This is a genomic window from Streptomyces sp. NH27 (genome assembly GCF_056859195.1).
Map to the genome: position 1 here is coordinate 1 of NZ_JACEGK010000781.1, position 2413 is coordinate 2413.

Genomic DNA, 2413 nt, shown 5'->3' on the forward strand with positions numbered 1-2413 from the left:
GGATCAGGTACAGCTTCTTCCGCGCGTCGTTCACCACGGTCAGCGCCTTGTCGCGCTGCTCCGGTGTGCCCGTCGCCCAGACCTGGCGGAACGCCTCGATCAGGCCCCCGCCGGCCTTCCTGATCTCGTTGAGCGCGTCCCAGTCGACGCCGCGTTCGGCGTCCTCCCAGGGCGCGTCGGGACCCGCCTCGGCCTCGACCCGGCCGGCGTCCGTGAGCGTGAACAGCTTCTTGCCGCCCTCGCTCTCGCTGCCGATCAGGCCCTCGTCCTCCAGCAGTTGCAGCGTCGGGTAGACCGAGCCGGGGCTCGGCCGCCACGCGCCGCCGCTGCGCTCGGCGATCTCCTGGATCATCTCGTAGCCGTGCATCGGGCGGTCGGTGAGCAGCGCCAGGATCGACGCGCGTACGTCGCCGCGCCGGGCGCGTCCGCGCGGTCCGCCGCGGCCCCGGCCGCCGGGCCCGAACGGCCCGCCGCCGAAGGGCGGCCCGAACGGCCCGAATGCCGCCCGCGACCCCTCTCGCTCGCCCCACCCGTGATGTCCAGGTCCGCAGTTTCCGTGTCCGTGTGCATGTGGTCCTTGGGAACGCATGATGTCGCTCCTTCCATCGTTGATCGTTCGCGACACTTCAACGATATATCGGAATCCATCGTTCGGCAACCCTCGGGGTCTTCCGCCGCGTGTCCCGTCTCAGCGAAATTCGACCGCCGAGCACCGTGCGTGTGGCGACCGACGCCGGGCAGCCCTGCGCGCCATGCGAGGATCACGGCATGGCTGACTCACCTGCGCAGATCAATGCCCTCATCCTTGATGCCGCTGACCCTGAACGGCTTGCCGCGTTCTGGTCCGAGGTGCTCGGCCGGCCAGTCGTGGCCCGGATGGGACCCTACGTATGGCTGCGGCGCGAGAACGGCCTGAGCCTGGGCTTCCAGCGAACCGGCGAGCCCAAGTCGGTGAAGAACCGCATCCACTTCGACATCAGCTCACCGAACCCGCCCGTCGAGCAGCAGCGTGTCGAGGCGCTCGGCGGGCGCCGGCTGGAGGAGTACTACGCCGGCGGGTTCCTGGTGATGGCGGATCCCGAGGGCAATGAATTCTGTGTCATCCCCGAAGGCCCCTTCGAACTCGATGACGAGGGACGCGCGGACTACCTCAACTGACCGACCTCCCCGCCCGAACCCGAAGGTCGTCGGCTCCCCCGCCGTTCTCGCCGCGCTTGACCTCAAGCAGGCTTGAGGGGCCAGCCTGTCCCGGTGGCTTCCTTCCCCTCGCCCTTGCGGCTGCTGCCGCCGGCGTACCGCCCGCTATTCGCGCAGCGCGACTTCCGGCGACTGCTGCCCGCGCTGGCGGCCTGCGACCTCGGCGACGGGATGAGCATGGTCGCCGTGGCCTGGACCGCGATCGCGATCGCGCCGCCCGGGCGGGCCGGGTTGCTGGTGGGCGCCGCGGTGGCCGCGTACGCGCTGCCCGGGGTGGCCGGGGCGCTGCTCCTCGGCCGGTGGCTGCGCCGGCTGCCCGCCGTGCGGCTGCTGGCCGCCGACAGCTGGCTGCGTGCGGCGGCGCTGGGCTGCGTCCCGCTCGCCTGGGCGCTGGGTGCGCTGCGTCCGGCCGTGTACATCGCGCTGCTGGCCGGCTCGTCGGTGCTGCACGCGTGGGGAGGCGCGGGAAAGTACGCGCTACTCGCCCGGGTGCTGCCGCCGCGACAGCGGCTCGCCGCGAACGCGCTGGTCAGCTCCAGCGGTTCGGCGTCGATGATCGTGGGGCCCGCGCTCGCCGGGTTCCTGGCGGCGGCCGTGAGTCCGGCGTGGATCATCGGACTGGACGCCGTGTCGTTCGCCGTCCTGGCCGTGCGGGCGGGCCGGCTCGGCACGGAGAAGCGGGCCGCCGGGGTAAGGACGGCGCCCCCGGGAGACGCGGGGGACGTTACGGCCACCGCCGCCTCGGCCGCACCCGTCGACACCGATCAGGCGGCAGCCGGCCGGCGACTGCTGCGCGGGCAGCCGGAACTGCTCGGCATCCTCGCCCTGACCTGGTTCTTCAACTTCCTCTACGGCCCGGTCGAGGTCGCCCTCCCCCTGCACGTCACCGGCGATCTGCACGCCGGCGCGCGCCTGCTCGGCCTGTACTGGACGCTCTTCGGCGCGGGCGCGGTCCTCGGCGCCCTGTGTACGGGCGCCCTGCGCAAGCTCCCGCTGTGGCCGGTCACCCTCGGCATCGTCGCCGGCTGGGGCCTGACGCTCGTACCCTTCGGCCTGGGCGCGCCGGCCCCCGTCACCATCACCTGCTTCGCCCTCGGCGGCCTGATCTACGGGCCCTTCACCGCGCTGTCCTTCACGCTGTTCCAGGACCGCACCCCCGCCGCCCTCCTCACCACGGTGCTGGCTGCCCGCGGCGCCGCCCTCCACCCCGCCGCCC

The 2413-nt window shown here is 72.9% G+C and carries 3 protein-coding genes; 2 read left to right on the forward strand and 1 reads right to left on the reverse strand.

The genetic code is table 11. From position 1 onward, the window contains the following. A partial coding sequence (locus AC13HU_RS35720) for a PadR family transcriptional regulator (protein WP_483046155.1) occupies window positions 1-589 on the reverse strand: 589 nt, incomplete at its 3' end. Window positions 590-768: 179 nt separating this feature from the next. Here AC13HU_RS35720 and AC13HU_RS35725 point away from each other — a divergent pair. Together AC13HU_RS35725 and AC13HU_RS35730 are read left to right on the forward strand one after the other, a co-directional pair. After that, a complete protein-coding gene (locus AC13HU_RS35725; protein ID WP_483046157.1) occupies window positions 769-1158 on the forward strand; it encodes a VOC family protein in 390 nt (129 codons plus the stop codon). 93 nt (window positions 1159-1251) lie between these two features. Continuing rightward, on the forward strand, window positions 1252-2413 hold a 1162-nt coding region (locus AC13HU_RS35730), incomplete at its 3' end, for an MFS transporter (RefSeq protein ID WP_483046156.1).

Coding starts and splice junctions, on each gene's coding strand:
- AC13HU_RS35725 (WP_483046157.1), top strand. CDS start 769: ATGGCTGACTCACCTGCGCAGATCAATGCCCTCATCCTTGATGCCGCT.